This window comes from Vibrio sp. 1731 (genome assembly GCF_033339955.1).
Lineage (GTDB): Bacteria > Pseudomonadota > Gammaproteobacteria > Enterobacterales > Vibrionaceae > Vibrio > Vibrio alginolyticus.
Map to the genome: position 1 here is coordinate 21,483 of NZ_JAWOVO010000012.1, position 20,507 is coordinate 41,989.

A 20,507-nucleotide genomic window follows, 5' to 3' on the forward strand; every position below is an offset into this window, starting at 1 on the left:
TCAATCCCGATTTGCTTAAATTGAATGTCATCACTGAGGTATATTTAGGTATATATTAAATCACTATCTTAATAAACGCTCCAAAGCACCACTTGGAGCGTTTTACTTCGTCAGGTACTTTCCCCAAGTACTCAATAACATAACCAATACAAAAAACGCGTACGGAGACTTTATGCGCTTAAATAAAACCTTACTATCACTGACTATCGCTGCTGCAATCGCGGTTCCTGTAATGCAAGCTACTGCTGCTCCTCTTCAAATTAGCAATACAGCAGCAAAAGCAGAGCAAGTTCAAGGTGCTAACGCTTGGCTAGAAATAAACTTAGGTCAGTTCCGTGATAATATTGAGCAGTTTAAATCGCACATGGATGGCAAAACGAAAATCTGCGCCGTGATGAAAGCCGACGCATACGGCAATGGTATCGCAGGCCTGATGCCGACTATTATCGAGCAACAAATTCCTTGCGTTGCCGTTGCAAGTAACGCCGAAGCACAAACTGTTCGCGACAGTGGCTTTAAAGGCCAACTTATGCGTGTACGCTCAGCGGATATTGGCGAGATTGAAGCCGCAATCGACCTAAATGTCGAAGAGTTGATAGGCACAGCAGAGCAAGCTAAAGCACTGTCTAAACTAGCCGAGAAATCTGGTAAAGAAATCAAAGTTCACCTTGCTCTGAACGACGGTGGTATGGGGCGTAATGGTGTTGATATGACGACAGAAGCGGGCAAGAAAGAAGCGCTAGAAATCGCTCAACAAGCTGGCGTTAGTATTGTTGGTATCATGACTCATTTCCCTAACTACAATGCAGACGACGTGCGCCAAAAGTTAGCTTCATTCAAAGACAGTTCTGCATGGCTGATTAAAGAAGCGAATCTAAAACGCGACAACATTTTACTGCACGTAGCTAACTCTTACACCGCGCTTAATGTTCCTGAGGCGCAGCTTGATATGGTTCGCCCTGGTGGCGTTTTATACGGAGACCTACCGACTAACCCTGAGTACCCTTCTATCGTGTCTTTCAAAACACGCGTGGCATCCGTTCACCACCTGCCAAAAAATAGCACAGTCGGTTACGACAGTAGCTACACAACAAGCAAAGAAAGCTTAATGGCGAACATTCCTGTTGGTTACTCTGATGGTTACCCACGAAAAATGGGGAATGCGGCAGAAGTTCTGATCAATGGCCAACGTGCAAAAGTTGCGGGCGTTGCTTCAATGAACACTACAATGGTAGATGTTACAGGTATCAAAGATGTTGAGCCTGGTTCTGAAGTTGTTTTGTTTGGCTCCCAACAAGGCAAAACGATTTCAGCTGCTGAGATGGAAAAACACGCAGAAGTCATCTTCCCTGAACTATACACGGTTTGGGGAAGCGCGAACCCTCGTGTCTACGTAAAATAAACCTATTCAGTTATTCGTAACAGAGCGAAAAAGCGAGCCTGGTGCTCGCTTTCTTTCTTATCTACTAATTTGTACTAGCTCGTGATTCTATCAATTAAACAGAGCTTACTATTTCTGTTGTTTTACTCTCCTTTAGCACTACCAAGTGCGACTCTCTACACTCTGTTTCTTAAAGCCGCTTGGATGGCTCAATTTTATATAGCACTTAGTGTTTGAAAGCCCTTCTAATTGATGTTAAACATGAAGTTTACAAAAGAATAACAAACACACTCGTATGGCACTGCCCCTTTGCCTGCTAGCTAGGTATCTCTATGACAGAAAATACTCAACATCTTCAACGCTCCTCCGCTGAGTTGCACGAATTTAATCGGCTTGACGTCTGGAACGGATTCACCCAACTTTTACCCCTCTCTATGTTCGTGGTCATATTTGGCCTCGCTTTCGGTGTTGCTGCGGTACAGACTGGACTAGATGTATTTCCCACTATGTTGATGAGCACACTGGTCTTCGCCGGAGCTTCACAATTTGCCACGTTAGAAATGTGGGGAGCAGAAGTCCCTCTCATTCCAGTTCTTATTACTGTATTTGCTATTAATGCTCGTCACCTCTTGATGGGAGCCACACTTTATCCATGGTTACGACAACTCCCACCAACAAAACGTTACGGTGTAATGCTGGTAGCATCAGACGCTAACTGGGCAATGGCACTCAATGCATTTGGTAGAAAAGAACCAGGCTTTGGCTTGCTTGTTGGTGGCGGCTTAGCGATGTGGTCTTTTTGGATTGTGGGAACCTGGATCGGCATTTATTTTGGTAGCGCAATCAAAGATCCGGTGGGCCTAGGGCTCGATATGGTTATGGGATGCTTCCTGCTGTCTATGGTGGTGGCTGGGCCGAAAGACTTAAGAATCTTTGCAATTTGGGCCATAGCAGCAGCCTCTTCTATGTTGGCGTATTGGTATTTGCCAGAGAATAGCCACGTAGTGGTTGGCGCCATTACTGGCGGAGTCTTGGGTGCTTGTTGGAAGGAGAAGAAAGCATGAACATCGAAACAACCTTAGGTGGCACACTGCTTATCATTATCGCTATGGCGTTAGTCACGCTCATAACCCGCTGGGGCGGAGTGTATGTTATGTCATTCATTCCAATTAGCGAACGGGTTCAACGTTTCATTACTGCGATGTCAGGCTCCGTACTGGTTGCCCTTTTAGCTCCGCTAGCAGTAGAGGGTGATAATGGTGCTAGAGCAGCACTGTTTTCTACTGCTGTTGTCATGTTCATCGTGAAAAAGCCTCTACCAGCAATTGCAGCAGGCATCATCGCCGCCGCCGCGGTACGTGCTCTTTAGTCGCTGTTTCAACGCCGATACCAGTCATCAATAAAAGACCCAAAACACAAAGCCCTGATGTCACAAGTGTCATCAGGGCTTATCTTATGCTCATCATTTGAACGATGAACAACGATTATTAATCATAGTGAGACAGCACATTACGCACAGCAGTTACAATTGCGCTTATATTTGTCCATTTTACCAATACCAGGGTTAAAGGTATTGGTTGGGTCTAATTCGTGGTAAAACTTCTGCAACGAGTTTTCGGCTTCATACAAGTGACCCACATTATGTTCTGCTGGGTATTTGGCACCACGGCTATTGAGGTGCTCTAGCATCAGTTTTTTCATCAACTTCGTGTCAGTCCCTTTTTTGAAAATGTAATCTTGATGGAAGACGTAACACATAAAGTGACCATAATAGAGCGCTTGAACAAGGTTCTTACTCACCTCTTCAGGCAAAGTTTCTAGCCACTCTTCATCATTGCGTCGCAATGCGATATCAAGTGCAACGATGTCTTCTACGTCTTTTCGATGAATCGTCTCGTACCGAATTGCTGCACCAGCGGCTGCAAAGCGATGTAAATAAGCTTTTTTACCTTCTTCCGGCGTACACTCGAAGAAATCACAGTCGTCTTCAACAGCCCAAACTTCTTTGAGGTATTTTTGTGCTTCAGCAATACCACCATCACTCATTTTCAATACCAGGTGATGCTCATACTTGTCACGGAAATCCAGCATTCGCTCTGGTAAATGTTGTGGGAACAACTTGCTCGCGTAGTACAAAATGGTGTCTGGCAGATATTTACTGACAAACGGGATGCGCTCTAAGAAGTTTTCTACCTTAGCTTTAAGTGCGAACATTTTTGGCAGCTTATCTGTGCCTAACAAGTCGATGGATAAGAACACATCCTTGCCGTACTTCTCTGCCATGTTGAAGATATCTCGATGCAAGTATTCTCCCATCTCAGGCAAGTTATCAAACGTAGATAAGAAGTCTTTTCGCAGCTTGGTTAGTTTCGCAGGGTCATTGGTGCCGAGGTAAAAAACCTGCTCTTTTTCGGGTACTGGGTAGCTGTCAACCCGAACGGCAAAAACTCCCAACTTACCAGCGCAGCCACTGGCTTCAAATAATCGGCGTTCATCGGCATTAAAGCGAGAAGGAATGTCAGAAGTCACGTCTCGAACACGTTCATCGTATTCTTTGTCTGACGCCATTCGCTCATCATGAATGATCTTCGCTGGGTCAAAGTTCCCTTCTTGCAGGTTTGTTAGAATTTCTTCTGGCGTTTCACCTAATCCTTCAATACCAAGGTGGTTCACCAAATGTAACTGGCCTTGCTTATCGACCTGCGCGTAGATCGCCAGTTCCGTATAAGCAGGACCACGCTTAACTAGCGCACCGCCTGAGTTATTGGCGATACCACCGACCACAGTGGCACCTAGCGATGAAGAGCCGATGATAGAATGCGGTGCTCGGTTCACTGCCTTCAACTCTTTCTCCAAAGAGTGTAAGCTCGCACCAGGCAAGCAAACCGCCTGCTTACCACCATCTAATAAGTGAATCTTCTTGATTTTGGTAATATTGACCACAACCACATCGCGATCATAATCATTACCACTCGGAGCCGAGCCCTCTGTTAAACCTGTTTTAGCCGCCTGCATGATAATGATGCAGTTTGCTTCAACACACTGTTTAATAATCTTCCATTGTTCTAGAAGAGTGTTAGGAAACACGATAGCAAGCGCATTACCACTACCCGAACGAAACCCCGAGCGGTAATATTTCGTTTTAACCTCGTCGGTTAGAACATTTTCTTCCCCCACGATGGTTTTAAATTCTTCAATCAGCTGCTTTTGTTTCATATCCGTATCTCTAGTTATTGTACTTCGCTCACAACACCGCTTAGCGGCAGGCATGGCGTTTGAGCCACTATAAGCAGTCCATTTCTCTGCGTCTATGTCAGGCGGACGAACAATACGTGATCAATAAACAACAAACAAAATAATTCTTTATTTTTCTGTTACTTATCTTTCACATTTGAGAAATTTAACGTAAGAAACAGACCGTTTCTTAAAAGAAACAATAGCAAAACCATTTGTTAACAGTTGTGCGGGGTATCTTGTTATCAATATTAGTGAAGAAAACGAGGAGAAGCGTAAGCTCCTAAATTTAAGAGGACTCTTAGAAATGAAGATGGAAACATAAGCTCAACACCAACATAACGATCGGTGTTGAGTTATTGGCTTAAAATCGATGGTTTTGACTTTGAAAGCTTGTGTATAGATGATCGATAAAGATCTTAATTTTTTCTGGTTGCTGACGAGTGTAAGGGTACACCGCATAAATACCCAAACATTTGGCTGTTTCGTCTTTAAATAACTGAATCAGACTGCCTTGCTTTAAGTCTTCATAAACCAATACACGCGGCACATAGATGATTCCCTGCCCTAACAGCGCCACATTTCTCAATACAGAAGAATTGTTAGTACAGAGGTTACCGTCGACGGTGATTTGATATACCTCGTCTCCATCTTTAAACGCCCACTCATGCGCTCCGGTTTCTTGGTAGGAATAGACTAAACAATTGTGTTTAGCCAAGGCTTGAGGTTGTTTAGGTATGCCATGTTTAGCTAGGTATTGGGGTGACGCGCAAATGATCCAATTTGCATCCACCAGCTTTCTTGCAATCAGACTAGAATCTGGCAACACACCCGTTCTAATTGCCAAATCAAAACGTTCATTCACGATATCGACGAAACGATTATCTAGATCCATATCGATATTGATGTCTGGGTATTTCTGATTAAATTCATTAATCACTTGAGGAAGAATTAATTCACCAGAGATAGTAGGCACCGAAATTTTAATGTTTCCAGATAAGTTTTTACCTAAACCCACAATGGATTCTTCCGCCGTTGCCACCGCTTGATAAACCGCTTTTGCATGAGTAAAAAACGCTCGTCCTGCTTCAGTCAACGTTAGCGTTCGCGTTGTTCGGTAGAGAAGCTGTACACCAAGCTCTTGTTCAAGCTTGGCAATCCGTTTACTGACGACCGATTTGGTCAGTGACATATGTCTCGCGGCAGCACTGAATGAACCTTGCTCGATCAAGTGATAAAAAATGATGTAATCGTCGGTATTTCTCATGCGTCTTCGTCAAATCCTTTGGAAGCCCGTATTGTAAACTGAAATTGGCTGAGGTGCGAAACATCGGGTCACACTTAATATCAGAAACTCGTGACAGAGATGGGGTTGCTAAGCTCACAGGTAATGAAAAAGAGATGGTGTGAATTTATCAGTCTTCAGATACAAAAAAACCAGCTTTCGCTGGTTTTAAGTTGATGCACTTGGCATCGAGATACCGCCATGGCCATATCTGAATAATTTGGAGCGACACACGAGGTTCGAACTCGTGACCTCAACCTTGGCAAGGTTGCGCTCTACCAACTGAGCTAGTGTCGCATTTATTCTCGAAAGCCATTCGCTCTCAAAAGAATAATGGAGGCGCCTCCCGGAGTCGAACCGAGGTCCACGGATTTGCAATCCGCTGCATAGCCACTCTGCCAAGGCGCCTTTTTATTACGCTTCAGGGCTCTACCCCGTTGCGTTGGTGGCTACTTTACGGATTGAGAGAAGATAGTCAAACAAAAACATTTCATTTTCTGTTCGTTTGATTTCTTTTAAGTCAATTCGACCAAAGTTCGATCTTATTGGCTTAAAACGAAGCAATATAAATCTCGCTTTCAGTTCGTTTTGTCCCATGAAACATTAAAGCGTTTAATAGTTGCTGACCCTTTTTAGCAATCTTCCCACAACATTAGGGTGATAAGACCAAGTGTGATCAAACATCGACATTAATGCAGGATTTCCGTATTTCGATAAGCTAATCGCGTGAAAACGGTTTTTCTTCGCTTTGAGCGCATCCACTTTGGCCAGTAACTCGTCTTGTTGTTTTGGCGCGATAAAGTCGGAAATGACTACCATGTCTGCGTTTTTATATTTATCACCGCTCATCAAGTCGATAGATTTAATCAAAGTTGGCTCTAAGTCTGTACCACCATGGAAGCTATAAGTTAGAAAGTCCGCCGCCTCGCGCAGACCATCTTGTTTGGTTAGTTCGTAGGTAATGTGTTCCGTAGAAAAAATAATGACATAGCAATCACGTTGCTCCGCTAGTGCGATTTGCATCAGAGCATAAGCCATGGCTTTGGCGCATTGCTCAGGAAAGCCACTCATGGAACCGGACGCGTCCACACAAACAATGAAGGGGCCTTTTTCGATATCTACCGCTTTATGGTCAGGTCGGTGAGCTTTAACTTTACGTAACGTGCGCGATTTGCCTTGTGTACGATAGTTCATGAGCCGTTTATCAACTAAGTGTTTATAGAACACAACTTCAAGTTCAGGATACGCCAAAAACATCGTTTCGTTGGGAAGTAGCTTATTTAGATCATCGCTTTCGTGAATACCAACAATATCATCCGTCGCCTCATCACTTTTCTCTTCGACCAATTGAAGTTCTTCAGTGGGCGCACGATTTAGTTCAGGATCATTTACTTGCCCCGCCATACGACCGAGTTGCTCCGCAATTTCTTGCAAGCCTTGGTGCTTCTTCAGAAACTCAGCATGGCGTTTCATCACCGTTAAGTCTGTTTTACTCAACTTGGCAGATGCCATATCCCACAGGCGCCCTACACTTTCAGCATCACCCGACTCCGTGACTTTATCCATATTACGCATGGTTTCCATACGTTGATACAGGTCTTTCAGCACCTTTTCTTTATTGGCTTCAAGCTCGCTTACTTGCGCTTGTTTTATTGCATCGGTGAGGCTTTTGTACCATTGATCACAAAAGTAATGAGGGAACATAGGGTTATTCATCCCTTTGTTCTTTTCCATCATTCGGCGAGCTTGCATGTAAAACGCAGAGTGCCATTCCAGCTTTTTAATCACATCTTCGATGTTTTCAAAAAACGCCTCTTCATCCCAATGAATAACCTCTTGATATAAAGACAGCTCTTGTTGGAAACGCTCTGTCTCACATACCTTGGTGATCCGTTTTTTGACGCTGCCTCGCCACTTTAACAAGTGACCTTTGACCGAAGATTTAACACCTCGGTTTTCTGCCATCATCATGACTTGTGAACGAGCCATCAAATCATTAACTGCGCTATCGATGATGCCGGAGTCGGCCACCATCAGCGCGAGGTTAAGTCCGTCTGCACCTAGCATGTCGTCTCCTTATGAGAAAAACTGATGTAAGTTTTTAAAGCGTTGGATAACTTTTTCACTTTCTGCTTGGATTGATTCAAGTCTCTGACTGACCTGTTGCAGACTCGACTCCATAAGGCGGGGTAGTTCAGGATCAACAAAGCTATGCGGAAGCGCATCATGAAAGTTCGCTTTCACCTTGCGCATATGGTGTTCTGCCTCACTAAGCTGATTTACGGCTTTTTCGCTCTGCGTTAACCACTTTTGGTAAAGCTCTACATCCAAGCCCTCTTGAGTCACTAGGCTAACCAAAATGCCTCGGTTCGCGATATCACGGATAACTAGGTTATTCGCCGCGTCAACATCAAATCGTAAACGGCACATGTTGGTGTTTTGATTGACGTAACCATACACATCACCGCTTCCCTCTTTAATGACTCGATCTAACTCATCTTTGGGTACATAAACCCAGCGGCTATCACCTTTTTCTGATTCTGAAACCGACATGTTGCTTTGCAAGACAACCAATTTAACTAAGTTAACGGCTGCGCCAACTTTGTACATCTTGGCTTTAGAGGTATCAAAGCGCATGGTTTCTTTACGCAAAATACCCGTGGCCGCTTCAGACGTTAACGTCATGCGGTAGGCATCTTCTAGTTCATGTTGGACATCAACCAAAGACTCACGGCAGTACTCGATTTCCTGCTCCGCGTCTTGTTGATCAAATGCATGTTTTAAGGCGAACTCTTGAACCACTTCACGTACCACATCTCGCGATTCAGGACTGTTCCATAAACAATCTTGCAGCAGTAAAAGGTCAAGCGGATTTATTTCATCGCGACCATTAAAAAACGCGCTCGCTTTTAACAACTTCACGGCTTTCTTCCAGCGGCGGTCAGAGACATACATATCGGTATTGGCCACATCACCAAACTGAGCTTCAACTTTGCTTTCTAACATCGTTTTAAGCTGGAAAAGCTTTTCGAATGCATTGTCGGTTAACGTCAATTTGTCGAGCTGTTGTTGCCATTGATGATATTCTTCATCAGTTATCGCTAGGCCTTCTGGTACTTGTGCCTCTTGCGATGTGCCCACAGTCAACATCGACTTAAAGTTTTGTTTATTCTGAATTCGATTCACAAACACACGCACCAACATGCGGTCGTAGAGCGCATCCAATCCACTATCTTCATCGGGTAATTCATTGGAAGCCGATACCAACAAGCGCATTGGCACACGCTCGATATCGCTGCCATTTTTGAATGTTTTCTCATTAACCACTGTCAGCAATGTATTAAGAATTGCAGGGCCCGCCTTCCAGATTTCATCCAAAAATACGACTTGTGCAGTTGGCAAATACCCTTTAGTTAAGCGAACATAACGGCCGTTGTCTTTTAGCTCTTGGATACTCAGTGGCCCAAACACCTCTTCAGGGGTTGAGAAGCGCGTCATCAGGTATTCGAAGTAACTGCTGTTATCGAACGCTTGGATGAGTCGTTTGGCAATTAAGCTTTTTGCAATACCAGGCGGACCTAAAAGAAAAACACTTTCACCAGCAAGTGCAGCAAGAAGGCAGAGCTTGATCGTATGTTCACGCTCATAAACGCCATCCGTTAACGCTTTCGCCAATTTATTGATGCGTTCTGAGAGAAGCGCTTTTTCGGCATTTGAGGCAAATAAGGTTTGTGTCATACGTTCTCCGGCTGCTGAAGTGGTATTGCGTTAACATTTTTATACACTTGTTATAACTTTGTTACAAATGTATTTTGTCGAATTCCCCTTATAGCAGATGCTTTTCCCCTTCTTGACGAAGCAATCAAAGTTTCCATTTATGAGACATTGCTCACTTAAAGTGCAAACGCTTTCGTCGTGTTGCAGTATTTTTTGCTTTTGTTTCCCACCATTTGTGGTTAATGTCGAAAAACGTCAAAAATGCGGTAACAGCTAGGGTTCATAACTGCATGAGCAAGATAATTCATAAATGGAAGCAAATTTCTCTGATTGAAGAAGACGTTATGCTTCCTACAGGACAGGCAATTACGCACACTACAATCCATCATCCGGGCGCTGCAGTGATTCTCCCTATTACAGCGGAGGGTGAGGTTGTCCTTGTCCACCAATTTCGGCCTTCACTTAATAAATGGCTATTGGAACTTCCTGCTGGTACCAGGGAAGGCAACGAAGAGCCGCTCTGCTGCGCCAAAAGAGAGTTAGAGGAAGAAACTGGGTTTAGTGCAGAGAAATTCACGTCTCTCGGCCAAGTCACCCCTCTTGCCGGATTTTGTGATGAGATACAGTATCTATTTGTTGCCGAAAAGCTCAACAAAACAAACCGTTACGAGTGCGATGAAGACGAAGTGATTGAGGTCGTCACCTTGTCAATCAAGCAACTCGAAGAAAAGATAGTCGATGGCACGATCACCGATGCCAAAACGATCGCTTGCTTAAGCAAAGCGCGCCTTTGCGGATATATTTAGGACTTTGACCAAGGAGACATTCATGGATTTTCGATCAGATACCGTTACACAGCCCACCCAAGCCATGCGAGAAGCCATGTTTAAGGCCCCCGTTGGGGATGATGTTTATGGTGATGACCCTACGGTCAATGAGCTTGAAAAATTTGCTGCGCAGCTTGCTGGTTTCGAAGCAGCTTTGTTTACCACTTCAGGCACTCAAGCCAATCTGCTCGGTTTAATGGCGCATTGCGAGCGGGGAGATGAATATCTATGTGGGCAACAAGCACATAACTACAAATACGAAGCTGGTGGCGCGGCGGTTTTGGGATCAATTCAACCTCAACCAGTCGAAAATAACCCAGATGGCACGCTACCATTTGATAAACTGGCTGCTGCGATTAAACCAGATGATTGTCACTTTGCTCGCACTAAGCTTCTCAGCTTAGAAAACACAATTAATGGTAAAGTACTACCTCTGTCTTACTTAGCAGAAGCACGTGACTTCGTGAATAAACATAACTTGCAGATGCATCTAGATGGCGCTCGCGTTTTTAACGCAGCCGTTGCACTTGATGTTCCGGTAAAAGAGATCGGTCAGTACTTTGATTCAATGACGATCTGTCTGTCGAAAGGTCTGGCTGCCCCTGTTGGCTCGCTACTACTTGGTAGCAAAGACTACATCGCAAAAGCACGTCGCTTAAGAAAGATGGTCGGCGGTGGTATGCGTCAAGCGGGTATTCTTGCCGCAGCAGGCAAACTTGCCCTTACCGAACAAGTGGAACAGCTAAAACAAGACCACATCAACGCAAAAACCTTAGCGGAAGGTTTAGCAGAACTGCCTGGTTTTTCAGTCAACCCTGAATTTGTTCAAACGAACATCGTGTTCGCGAAGCTTGATCCTCAAGTGGACATAGTAAGTATCGCTGCGAAACTAAAGGAACAAAACATCACGATAACCCCTGGAAATCCAATTCGTTTTGTAACTCATAAAGATATTTCAGCGAAAGACATCGACACTTTCTTATCAAGTATAAAATCTCTACTTTAATTTGATTTTGATCATTGAGCTTCCCCTAAGGGGAAGCTTTATTGTATCGCCATGATTTTTAGCGAATAGATAACCTCCATGCTCAGGTTTGTACTTCTAATCTCTTTTATTTTCTCTTCCGCTATCCATGCCGAGCCGTTTGGTGATGCTGATAAAGGTAAAATCAAATCACCTAGCTGTGTCTATTGTCACGGTGTTAAAGGCATCGCAACGAACAACACCTATCCAAGCCTTGCTGGTCAAAATTCTCAGTACCTTTACAATGCAATGAAATCTTATCAAGCCGGTGAGCGTAAAGGGCCGCTTGCAGAAATGATGGCAGCACAGTTAAAAATGTTAAATGATGAAGACCTTCGTGATGTCGCTGCTTTTTATGCAGAACAGACAGAAATCAAGTAATTAGATCACCTGTAGATGACTATGAAAGCTCGTGAATCATCCAAACTCAACGCATATTGAAACATTAACCCAACATTTGACCACAAAACAATCAAATTAACTTCACTTCAAATATTTGAAGAATTTATAGTTCAACATAAGCATTAATATTGACTTTTTATTCTATTTTATCGATATTTCATGCTTTATTGAATTTGACGTGAAGTAAGTTATGTCTCACACACATGCGCAACCAGCAGACTCGGTTGCTACCCCTAAGTCGTGGCAGATGCCAGATACCCTCATTTTGATCTTCATTGTTGGTATTCTTGCTGCGATTCTTACCTACTTAATTCCTGCTGGTCATTTTGATAGCCAACAGGTGACCTACATGGTCGACGGTGCAGAAAAAACTCGCACAGTTATCGATCCTTCTTCTTTCTCTTATGCAACCGACGAAAACGGTGAATTGGTTTACAACAAGGTTGGCCTGTTTGCTTCTGGTGGTGGCATTGGTCTGATGAACTTCCCTTTCGAAGGGCTAGTTTCTGGCTCTAAATGGGGCAGCGCAATCGGCGTGATTATGTTCATGTTGGTTATCGGCGGTGCTTTCGGCGTTGTAATGCGCACAGGCACAATCGATAACGGTATCCTGCGCCTTATCGATAAGACCAAAGGTAACGAAGCGCTATTCATTCCAGTGCTATTTTTGCTGTTCTCGCTAGGCGGTGCGGTATTTGGTATGGGTGAAGAAGCCGTAGCATTTGCGATTATTATCGCGCCGCTTATGGTTCGCCTTGGTTATGATGGTATCACTACGGTAATGGTTACCTATGTTGCGACTCAAATTGGCTTTGCTACTTCTTGGATGAACCCTTTCTCCGTCGCTATTGCGCAAGGCATTGCGGGTGTACCTGTTTTATCTGGCATGACAGTGCGCATGGGGTTATGGGCTGGCTTTACGTTAATCGGTATCGCTTTCACAATGATCTACGCCGCTCGTGTGAAGTCAAATCCTAAACTTTCTTACAGCCACCGCACAGACCAGTATTTCCGTCAGCAAGAGCTTGGCAATCAAGATTCTCGTTGGAACCTAGGTGACACACTCGTTATCCTTACGGTTATTGCGACCACGGTGTGGGTCGTTTGGGGCGTAGTCGCTAACGCATGGTACATCCCAGAAATCGCTTCTCAATTTTTCACTATGGGCTTTGTTGTCGCGATCATCGGTACGATTTTCCGCCTGAACGGTATGACGCTAAACTGCGCAGCTGATGCATTTAAAGAAGGTGCAGCTATTATGCTTGCACCTGCCCTATTAGTGGGTTGTGCGAAAGGTGTATTGCTTATACTTGGTGGTGGTACAACTGATGAAGCGAGTGTACTGAATTCAATTCTAAACAGTGCTGGCGGCGTGATTAGCGGGCTTCCTGACGTGGCTGCGGCATGGTTAATGTATGTATTCCAATCTATCTTCAACTTCTTCGTCACTTCAGGATCCGGACAAGCGGCACTAACGATGCCTCTACTGGCCCCTCTGGCAGACATTGCAGGAGTTACGCGCCAAGTGGCAGTTTTGTCATTCCAACTTGGCGATGGCTTTACTAACGTTATCGTCCCTACTTCGGCATCTCTCATGGCAACGCTTGGTGTCTGCCGTATCGACTGGGGTGACTGGGCAAAATTCTGCTGGCGATTTATTCTATTACTCTTTACCCTATCAAGTATCGTCGTTATCGCAGCTCATATTATGGGTTTTGCGTAAAACGAAGCCAATTGGTAATTAAGGCGAGACATGTTCTCGCCTTATTAATATTCATGGTATGACGACGCTAAGGTTTTAGATTAGCTCATGGTTTTGGAGTGGTAACTTTAATGGCAACACAATTTCTCGATGACGTGATTCAAGGTCATCAAGTGATTCAATCTCTCAATGTAGCAGACCTAAATTCGGGCGAGCATAAGTTTTGGTTTCGCATCGCAACGAATGCTCTCTCTCAGTGGCAACACCTACCTGTGCTAGTGTTCAAAGGTGAAAAACCTGGCAAGAAAATCATGATTACCGCAGGGGTTCATGGTGATGAGTACAATGGTGTGTTAGCAGCGCAGCAAACTGCTCGAGAGCTCATCGGCACTGAAGTCGCTGGTACTGTCACTATTGTTCCAACCGTTAACATGCCAGGTATGCTAAACCACAGCCGTGATTTCTATTCCGCAGACCCTGATGCGTCTCCTGCAAACTTAAACCGCTTTTTTCCTGGTGACCAAAACGGCAATGAAGCCCAACGCTACTTATATGCATTGTGGAATGATTTGCTCAAACCAAATGCTGATTTAGCCATTGACCTTCACACTCAAACCAGTGGTGCGGCCTATCCGCTTTACGTGTTTGCAGATTTCCGAATCGAGCAATCATTAGAAATGGCTCGTCTCATTAATCCTGATGCGATTTTAAATGATCCTGGAGATGCTGGCGTCCTTGAAACGGTTTGGAATAACCACGGTGTCCCAAGCATTACAGTTGAAGTAGGTATGGGGCGATACACCGAGCAAGAGCTCATCAGTCGAACTGTAACAGGCATTTTTAATGTGCTGAAAGAGCATAACATTGCTGAAGGTGATGTGGACACTATTACGTCATGCTTGGAAGGAAACGAAATCATCAGTGTGAAAGCGACACACGGCGGCTTTGTACTGCCTCATGTTAGTTTGATGGATTTTGTCGAGCAAGGTCAACTTCTTGCGATTCAATACGACAGCTTTGGCGCTGAGATTAAACGCTACACCGCCCCAACAAGCGGCACAGTACTTAGCCACAATGTTGAATCTATTCGAGCACCAGGCTCCCTGATCGTTCGTTTGATTAAGTAAACCATAACCGTTTGTTGATAGATCAACCTTTCGACGCTCACTCAAATTTATATAAGCCCCATCACGAGTAATCACAAATGATGGGGCTATATCCATTTTGACCACATTAAGTTACGCAGTAACAAATTACTGTTAAGCGAAATGACAAACTGAGCTCTTAATTAGGAAGCTTCCCCTCTGTCCGCTTTTTCAGCCACGCTGATGAACTTAAAGCTGTCTTTGTTTCTCTTGTTCAACAAAAATGAGCTCGTCTATAGCGAAACCTTTCTCTTTAGCTACGTACTTAAAGCGCTCCACTACTTTCTCATCAACGTTAGGCGTTCTAGACAATAGCCACAAATAGTCGTGGTTGTAACCGGAAACAAACGCATAGTTATAGTTTTCACCTAGCTCAAAAACAATGTAAGAAGAGTATATTGGCCCAAAAAAGGAAACCTTTAAGTGTCCAACCGTTTTATCTTCAACAAAATAAGCTTTGCCTTCAGCTTCTGACCACTGTCGCTCTTCTTCGGAATATCCACGGTTTATCACCTTAACCCCACCATCCTCGCGAACCTGATACTCAGCGGTAACGTTGGATAAGCCTCGCTCAAATGAATGGTCTAGGCGTGCAATTTCGTACCACTTACCTAGATATGGCTCTAAATCGAAATTATTGACGGGTTCCACCCCATCCGGCTTCGAGGTACAACCAAATAAAGTTGCAAGTGACAAAAGTAAAAATATTTTTATCGATTTCATACAACACCTAAATTTTAATTAGTGATTGATTTTACTCTAGAAGATAACAAATCGATCACTAAGCCGCACCATCGCCCTAATAGGTACACATCACAATTCTTCATCATCAATAGCGCGCTGAACACCGAAACCTCGTCATCTCAGCAAATCGATAACAAGATTGCTCTATTTTTGACTTACAAGCTGACCATGCTTGTACATTTTGTCAGCATTTAACCCTATGCATATAGAAACTTTGCACAACATAGACATTCGTAGGCATATCACCCTCCTATAATACGTTGCGTTATAGACAGAGGTTATTGTTATGAAATTAAAAACAGTGTCAGTTTGTGCACTTTTGGTGTTACTTGCAGGTTGTCAGCAGGAAAAGCCGAGCGCAACGACACAATTAACGACCTCGGCAGATGTATGTAATGCACAAGGAAACATGCCAGGTGGGTGGAATGAGTTTAACGCGACCCCTGATGCACAAAAGGCAATGGCCTTTGTTTTAAAGAAAATGGACACAATAGCGTCGTTTAAACAAATACTGAATGTTCACGCGCAAATCGTTAGCGGCGTCAACTATGCTATTGAGTTTGAATTGGATGATGGCTCTGTTTGGAACACGATTGTTTATCGCAACCTCGATGGCGAATATGCGATTACCCAATCGCCAAAAGAAGGCCACTTTTGCGAACAGTAGCGACTTAGTCAGAAAGCCCCAACATTGGGGGCTTTTTGATCTAACAGTAGTCACTGAATTAGACAGCGAAGCGACATTGAGATTTAATCGACACCGTTGAACCAAGTCTTGATGGTTCTACATCAATCCTCTGCGCCATTTGTTCTTTCAACTCAGAAACGTGAGAAATAACACCGATCATGCGCCCAGTCTGTTGCAGGTCCACTAGCGTTTGAATAGCAAGATCTAAAGACTCTGGGTCTAAACTACCGAAGCCCTCATCAATAAATAAAGTGTCTAAACGAATACCGCCACTATAGGATTGCACAACATCCGACAAACCAAGTGCCAGAGCAAGCGCTGCCATAAATGATTCACCGCCGGAAAGTGTCGCAACATCACGCGTTTTTCCTGTGTAGCCATCTTCAACCATTAAATCTAAGCCGCGACCCGCAGCACCTTTGAAGCCCTCTGTTTTTCGAGCAAGAATATAGCGCCCTTTACTCATAAGGCTTAAACGTTGGGAGGCCTGAATCAGCACATCATCCAACAGTACACCAAGAACAAAGCGATGTAGGCTAACCCTGCTGCCTGTTTTACCACTAGCAACGTCGTACAACGTACCAAAGACTTTGTATTCTTCTTCTAACTTACTATTTTTCTCATGCAACACGGCAATATCTTTACGAACCTTTTCAAGACGTTCAAATATTGAGCGTGTGGTATCAAGTTGATTCCTTACTTCAATATATTGCGCCTGCAGAGTGGTTAACCTGTCATTAAACAACTCTAAATTAGGCCTTTCAAGATCTTTCAATGCATGATTTAAATCATGTAGTGTTTGCTCAAGCTTGGTTTGTGCCTGTTTGAAGCTGTCTATTTCTTGCTGCCAGGCTTGAAGTTCATCATCTCCCACTCGACTACTTAGATAATGGCTTTCATCCTCAAATTTACTCGCCTGTAGTGCCTCATTCCACGCTAATTCTGCTTGGCTAAGTTTTTGCTCTGACTCAGATAACCACTGCTTGTTCGTCGCTAAGTGACTTTCCGCATTTGATTTCTCCAATATCGCTTGCTGCAAAGCGGTTTGCGCCTTTTCTAAGCCTGTGTTCAAACTCAGAATTTGCTCTTTTGTCAGCAAAATTTCACGTTCAAGCAAGTCAGCGGAACTGTATTTTGGGTCAATAGAAGCTTGTAATTGAGCCAATTGTTCTTGGTTCGCTTTAACGGTTGATTCATTTGCCGCCATTTTATTCTGCAGCTCATGAATTTTATTTTCACCCACGACGCAGCGTTGATTAAGCTGTTCAACGTTCTTTTCTAGCTTTTCAATATCAATAGCTTGTAGACGTAGGAGTTGAGCATTGATCGCTTGCAAATCATTTTGAACCGTCGAGATCTCAGATGTAGCATACTCACCCAACTCCTCTTTCAACTGGTTACACTGATTCTGATACTGACTAATGACAACGTTATGTTGTTCTAGCTGATTGCTTAGTTGGTTCAACAAGGTTTGAGCTTCTCGCTCTTTAGCTCTAGCCGCCTGAACTTGCTCTTTTGTAACGGCTTCTTCAACAAACGTTGCGGGGTTAGGATGCGTTTCGCTACCACACACCGGGCATGCTTCACCTGCTTTTAGTCGCTGCGCTAATACTGCCGCTTGAGCGTTGTGCCACTTAAGCTCTATCGTATCAGCGGCTTGTTGACGCTGCATATAGCGCTGACTGGCTTCGTGTAGTGACTGCTGCTTGCCTACAGTTAGCGCATTGAGTTTAGAGAGCTCTAAAGTAAGATCATGCAGCTTTTGTAGATCCTGTAACAGCCGTTGTTTTTGTTTTATTTCCGCATCGATGCTGCCAATAAGCGCAACATCAACTCGTGCTTTCTCTAGCTCCTTCTGTCCCTGCTGGGCCTGTAACGTTAACTTATCTTTTAGTTCTATGTACTGTTTTAACGTTGCTTCAAATTGTTGTTTTTGTTGATAACCCGCCGTTATTTTACTTTCCAAATTGTCTTTCTCGACCAACTTGTTTTTCATACTTTCAAGTTGATACTGCAGTTGCGTTAACTGCGGGACCTTTGCCGCTGCCTCTTTTGCACTTTGCTGCAAGTTTTCTTGTTCTCTCGCAACGACATTAGCTTTTTCGAGACTCTCTTCCAAAGCTACGATTTTTTGCCTAAGCTCTTGCGTTTGAGCTTTTGCATTTTGTAATGAGATGTAGGGCAACTCTATCTTATTGGCATTTTTAGCGTTTTCTAATTGCTGTTGACGAGCTTTTATCGAATCTGAGTGTTCTAGATGCAGCTTGAGTGCGCTTTCTGCTTGCTCTCGTTTCGAAAACTCTCCATTCAAGGTTTCCGCTTTTTGCAATTCAGATTTAGCAGTATTGAGCTTATCTAACGCTGCTTGCTCATTCTTTTTATCAGACTCTAATTGCTTAGTTACTTGTTCCAGTTGTTGTAATAGTTCTTGTTCAGAACTCGCTTCTGCAACTTGTAAAGCACCTCGAATTTGATTATCAAATTCGCCTTTCGCTTTACTAATTGCACTCGCTTTATCTTTGAGCGCGTACTCAATTTTTTTATATATGTCAGTTTGAAAGAGCTGGCCAAAAATTTCTTCACGCTCTTTAGAGCTAGCAAGCAACAGTTCTCGGAATTTTCCTTGAGGCAACACCATAACTTGACGAAATTGAGTTTCATTCAAGCCAATAATATTGCTAACTTCAGTTTTAACCTGAGTCGTCTTGCTGGTGATAAGCGTTTCAGTCTCACCGAGTTCATAAAGAGCCGCAGTGTGCTTTTTAATCGTCATCCCTTCACCACGGGCCTTGGGCGCTTCCTGCTCAGGGGATCGAACAACTCGGTATTGTTTGCCGTGTAACGAAAATTCGAGAACTACTTCGGTTGGTAAGTCTTGCGCGGATAAGTCACACCGCATCTGAATACCTTGTCGCTCATTACCTGTGGTTTCACCATAAAGGGCGAAGCAAATGGCATCTAAGATCGACGTTTTACCGGAACCTGTAGGACCATTAATCAAAAATAGAGGGTTACTGCCAAGCTTCTCAAAATGAATGATTTCAGTTTTTGCAAACGGACCAAAGGCTTGCATGGTTAGTTTAATTGGTTTCATCTTTGGTCCCTATTGCTGTGATAATTGCTTAATAATGTCAGTAACAGCTTGCTCTTGCTCTTTAGACAACTGGCTATCTTGCGCCTCAATAAAAAAATCTCGGAACATATCAATTTCGCTTCGCGCCAACTTTGCTTGCGCCATTTCCTGCTCTACCCCAATTAACATGCCAGGTTTCTCAAGGTGTAAAACGTTTGGATACACTGAACGAAGTTTTTCCATTGGGTTTAAAATCGCATGTTTATCCATCAAACGAACTAACAAATAATCTTCATTCTTGGGGTCTGTTTTCCCTTGCTCAATAACTTTATCCAGCTCGCCCTCTACAATACGCATTTCATGAGGAGCCGTAAGATCAATATGCTTTGCAGAAACGAATCCTTTCTTGTCCAGTTCAACTAACGTGAAACCTTTTCTCTGGTTCTGTTCACCAAAGCTATACTTCATGAGAGAGCCAGAGTAACGGATATGCTCTGCGCCTTTCTTTTGAGGCTGATGCAAATGACCAAGTGCGACGTAGTCAAAATCTAAGAAGTGTTCATGACTCACGCGATCAGAACCACCAATAGATAATGGTCGTTCAGAGTCTGACTCGATAGCCCCATCAACAAAACAGTGACTCACGAGCACGCGCTTTTGCTTAGAGATAAAGCGCTCTTTAATTTGCTCAACAAGCAATTGATGAGCCTCATCATGAGTGGATACCGAGGCTTTGTAGGCAAACCTGACCTGTTCAGGGTCGTTATAAGGCATACCATAAAACGCGACCTCGTCCGCAGAGTCCGTTTTTATGATGATGGGAGTGAGCATCTCTTCAAAGTTGCTAACAATATGGAGACCTGCATTTTTCATTTGCTCTGAGCCGAAACCTAACCTTTCTGCACCATCATGGTTGCCAGATATCAATATCATTGGTGTTTCTAACTCGGTACAAATGCGTTTCACGACTCGATTTAACAGTTCTATTGCAACCGTTGGTGGCACCGAACGGTCATAGATATCTCCCGCCACTACAACTGCATCGACGGGGTTGCGTTCAATATAGTTAATCAGTTGTTCGAGTACTGCTTGTTGATCTTCGAGTAGTGATACGTTGTGGAATTGTCGACCAAGATGCCAATCTGAGGTGTGGATAAACTTCATTCGAATTCACTTTCCGCCAATTCTATGAGTAGGCTTGCTTCTGTCAGAGTCAATGTACCGTTTATAAAAAGGAATGCGTCACGGGTGGGATCTCGAACAAGCCAAAACTCAAGTTATTTTA

At 43.8% G+C, this 20,507-nt stretch carries 16 protein-coding genes and 2 tRNA genes; 9 read left to right on the forward strand and 9 right to left on the reverse strand.

The genetic code is table 11. The features are described from left to right. Positions 1-172 precede the first annotated feature (172 nt). From alr to R7035_RS14850, 3 genes are all read left to right on the forward strand, one after another. Positions 173-1,402, forward strand: coding sequence for an alanine racemase (gene alr / locus R7035_RS14840; RefSeq protein ID WP_158155191.1), 1,230 nt, complete (start codon positions 173-175; stop codon positions 1,400-1,402). Positions 1,403-1,713: 311 nt separating this feature from the next. Continuing rightward, positions 1,714-2,445, forward strand: a complete 732-nt coding sequence (locus R7035_RS14845) for an AzlC family ABC transporter permease (protein WP_054865294.1) — start codon at positions 1,714-1,716, stop codon at positions 2,443-2,445. Further along, positions 2,442-2,750 carry an AzlD family protein gene (locus R7035_RS14850; RefSeq protein WP_017820198.1) on the forward strand — a complete coding sequence of 103 codons (309 nt, stop codon included), beginning with the start codon at positions 2,442-2,444 and terminating at the stop codon, positions 2,748-2,750. Before R7035_RS14845 ends, R7035_RS14850 begins: the two co-directional genes overlap by 4 nt. Before the next feature lie 140 nt (positions 2,751-2,890). On the opposite strand, the gene dld is transcribed toward R7035_RS14850, so the two are convergent. From dld to R7035_RS14880, 6 genes are all read right to left on the reverse strand, one after another. Further along, on the reverse strand, positions 2,891-4,597 hold the full coding sequence (dld, locus tag R7035_RS14855; protein ID WP_053303669.1) for a D-lactate dehydrogenase: 1,707 nt from the start codon (positions 4,595-4,597) through the stop codon (positions 2,891-2,893). 382 nt (positions 4,598-4,979) lie between these two features. Then, a complete protein-coding gene (locus R7035_RS14860; RefSeq protein ID WP_017633645.1) occupies positions 4,980-5,882 on the reverse strand; it encodes a LysR family transcriptional regulator in 903 nt (300 codons plus the stop codon). A 239-nt stretch (positions 5,883-6,121) separates the two neighbouring features. Then, positions 6,122-6,197 (reverse strand) — tRNA-Gly (locus R7035_RS14865). A 37-nt stretch (positions 6,198-6,234) separates the two neighbouring features. Next, positions 6,235-6,308: transfer RNA gene (locus tag R7035_RS14870), tRNA-Cys, on the reverse strand. 204 nt (positions 6,309-6,512) lie between these two features. After that, positions 6,513-7,967, reverse strand: coding sequence for an ATPase RavA stimulator ViaA (viaA, locus tag R7035_RS14875; protein WP_206952898.1), 1,455 nt, complete (start codon positions 7,965-7,967; stop codon positions 6,513-6,515). 9 nt (positions 7,968-7,976) lie between these two features. Beyond that, the gene (locus R7035_RS14880) at positions 7,977-9,638 is read right to left on the reverse strand and encodes an ATPase RavA domain-containing protein (RefSeq protein WP_053303672.1); all 1,662 of its coding nucleotides are present in this window, start codon (positions 9,636-9,638) and stop codon (positions 7,977-7,979) included. 269 nt (positions 9,639-9,907) lie between these two features. Here R7035_RS14880 and R7035_RS14885 point away from each other — a divergent pair, with 269 nt between their 5' ends. From R7035_RS14885 to R7035_RS14905, 5 genes are all read left to right on the forward strand, one after another. Continuing rightward, positions 9,908-10,423, forward strand: a complete 516-nt coding sequence (locus R7035_RS14885; RefSeq protein WP_186585271.1) for an NUDIX hydrolase — start codon at positions 9,908-9,910, stop codon at positions 10,421-10,423. Between the two features lie 22 nt (positions 10,424-10,445). Then, positions 10,446-11,450: a low-specificity L-threonine aldolase gene (ltaE, locus tag R7035_RS14890; RefSeq protein ID WP_005375978.1), complete on the forward strand. Its 1,005-nt coding sequence runs from the start codon at positions 10,446-10,448 to the stop codon at positions 11,448-11,450. Between the two features lie 78 nt (positions 11,451-11,528). Beyond that, positions 11,529-11,849, forward strand: a complete 321-nt coding sequence (locus tag R7035_RS14895) for a c-type cytochrome (RefSeq protein ID WP_005375977.1) — start codon at positions 11,529-11,531, stop codon at positions 11,847-11,849. Positions 11,850-12,060: 211 nt separating this feature from the next. After that, positions 12,061-13,593, forward strand: coding sequence for a putative basic amino acid antiporter YfcC (gene yfcC / locus R7035_RS14900; RefSeq protein ID WP_005387492.1), 1,533 nt, complete (start codon positions 12,061-12,063; stop codon positions 13,591-13,593). A gap of 110 nt (positions 13,594-13,703) precedes the next feature. Continuing rightward, positions 13,704-14,699 carry a succinylglutamate desuccinylase/aspartoacylase family protein gene (locus tag R7035_RS14905; protein WP_047101032.1) on the forward strand — a complete coding sequence of 332 codons (996 nt, stop codon included), beginning with the start codon at positions 13,704-13,706 and terminating at the stop codon, positions 14,697-14,699. A gap of 207 nt (positions 14,700-14,906) precedes the next feature. Here the strand turns inward: R7035_RS14905 and R7035_RS14910 are convergent, their stop codons facing one another. After that, positions 14,907-15,440 (reverse strand): lipocalin family protein, encoded by a 534-nt coding sequence (locus tag R7035_RS14910; RefSeq protein WP_005375974.1) that lies wholly within the window; start codon positions 15,438-15,440, stop codon positions 14,907-14,909. A gap of 307 nt (positions 15,441-15,747) precedes the next feature. Between R7035_RS14910 and R7035_RS14915 the strand changes: the two genes are divergently transcribed. After that, entirely contained in the window at positions 15,748-16,128 is a 381-nt protein-coding gene (locus R7035_RS14915; protein ID WP_017633640.1) for a cystatin domain-containing protein, read from the forward strand. Between the two features lie 58 nt (positions 16,129-16,186). On the opposite strand, the gene R7035_RS14920 is transcribed toward R7035_RS14915, so the two are convergent. Together R7035_RS14920 and R7035_RS14925 are read right to left on the reverse strand one after the other, a co-directional pair. Continuing rightward, positions 16,187-19,243, reverse strand: a complete 3,057-nt coding sequence (locus R7035_RS14920; RefSeq protein WP_132936423.1) for an AAA family ATPase — start codon at positions 19,241-19,243, stop codon at positions 16,187-16,189. A gap of 9 nt (positions 19,244-19,252) precedes the next feature. Continuing rightward, complete coding sequence (locus R7035_RS14925) at positions 19,253-20,386, reverse strand: exonuclease SbcCD subunit D (RefSeq protein ID WP_005375971.1); 1,134 nt, start codon at positions 20,384-20,386, stop codon at positions 19,253-19,255. Positions 20,387-20,507: the final 121 nt, after the last annotated feature.

Excerpts from the sequence above, each read along its gene's own strand:
- R7035_RS14925 (WP_005375971.1), bottom strand. The coding sequence starts at position 20,386 with ATGAAGTTTATCCACACCTCAGATTGGCATCTTGGTCGACAATTCCAC.
- dld (WP_053303669.1), bottom strand. The coding sequence starts at position 4,597 with ATGAAACAAAAGCAGCTGATTGAAGAATTTAAAACCATCGTGGGGGAA.
- R7035_RS14880 (WP_053303672.1), bottom strand. The coding sequence starts at position 9,638 with ATGACACAAACCTTATTTGCCTCAAATGCCGAAAAAGCGCTTCTCTCA.
- viaA (WP_206952898.1), bottom strand. The coding sequence starts at position 7,967 with ATGCTAGGTGCAGACGGACTTAACCTCGCGCTGATGGTGGCCGACTCC.
- R7035_RS14850 (WP_017820198.1), top strand. The coding sequence starts at position 2,442 with ATGAACATCGAAACAACCTTAGGTGGCACACTGCTTATCATTATCGCT.
- alr (WP_158155191.1), top strand. The coding sequence starts at position 173 with ATGCGCTTAAATAAAACCTTACTATCACTGACTATCGCTGCTGCAATC.
- R7035_RS14885 (WP_186585271.1), top strand. The coding sequence starts at position 9,908 with ATGAGCAAGATAATTCATAAATGGAAGCAAATTTCTCTGATTGAAGAA.
- R7035_RS14910 (WP_005375974.1), bottom strand. The coding sequence starts at position 15,440 with ATGAAATCGATAAAAATATTTTTACTTTTGTCACTTGCAACTTTATTT.
- yfcC (WP_005387492.1), top strand. The coding sequence starts at position 12,061 with ATGTCTCACACACATGCGCAACCAGCAGACTCGGTTGCTACCCCTAAG.
- R7035_RS14895 (WP_005375977.1), top strand. The coding sequence starts at position 11,529 with ATGCTCAGGTTTGTACTTCTAATCTCTTTTATTTTCTCTTCCGCTATC.
- R7035_RS14860 (WP_017633645.1), bottom strand. The coding sequence starts at position 5,882 with ATGAGAAATACCGACGATTACATCATTTTTTATCACTTGATCGAGCAA.
- ltaE (WP_005375978.1), top strand. The coding sequence starts at position 10,446 with ATGGATTTTCGATCAGATACCGTTACACAGCCCACCCAAGCCATGCGA.
- R7035_RS14905 (WP_047101032.1), top strand. The coding sequence starts at position 13,704 with ATGGCAACACAATTTCTCGATGACGTGATTCAAGGTCATCAAGTGATT.
- R7035_RS14920 (WP_132936423.1), bottom strand. The coding sequence starts at position 19,243 with ATGAAACCAATTAAACTAACCATGCAAGCCTTTGGTCCGTTTGCAAAA.
- R7035_RS14915 (WP_017633640.1), top strand. The coding sequence starts at position 15,748 with ATGAAATTAAAAACAGTGTCAGTTTGTGCACTTTTGGTGTTACTTGCA.
- R7035_RS14845 (WP_054865294.1), top strand. The coding sequence starts at position 1,714 with ATGACAGAAAATACTCAACATCTTCAACGCTCCTCCGCTGAGTTGCAC.